The organism is Mesorhizobium sp. Z1-4, from assembly GCF_004000235.1.
GTDB lineage: Bacteria > Pseudomonadota > Alphaproteobacteria > Rhizobiales > Rhizobiaceae > RCIO01.
Window position 1 is genome coordinate 1 of sequence record NZ_RCIO01000027.1, and the last position, 375, is coordinate 375.

At 65.6% G+C, this 375-nt stretch carries 1 protein-coding gene; it reads left to right on the top strand.

The features are described 5' to 3' along the window. The coding region (locus EP165_RS20325) for a VCBS domain-containing protein (RefSeq protein WP_206075965.1) at positions 1 to 375 on the top strand (375 nt) is incomplete at both ends.

Below are 375 nucleotides of genomic sequence, written 5' to 3' on the forward strand. Positions count from 1 at the left end.
CGTCGATCCAGCGCTCCTGACGCGGCCGTACTTCTCCGGCAACGAAGGAGCAGACCAGACGGCTGTCCGCGCCTGGGATGCCGCCAACGGCTACGTGCCGATGGCTACGGGCCAGCTGACGGCAAGCGACGTCGATGCGGGCGAGACCGCGCAGCTGGAATGGTCGGGCGATGCACCCGGTACCTATGGCAGCTTCGCCATCGATGTGAACACCGGCGAGTGGACCTACAAGCTTGACAACAGCCTGCCGGCCACGCAGGCGCTGAAGGCCGGCCAGACCGAGACGGAAGTCTTCACCGTCACCGTCACCGACCCCAACGGCGCAACCGACACGATCGACGTCACCATAACCGTCACCGGTGCAAACGATGCTCC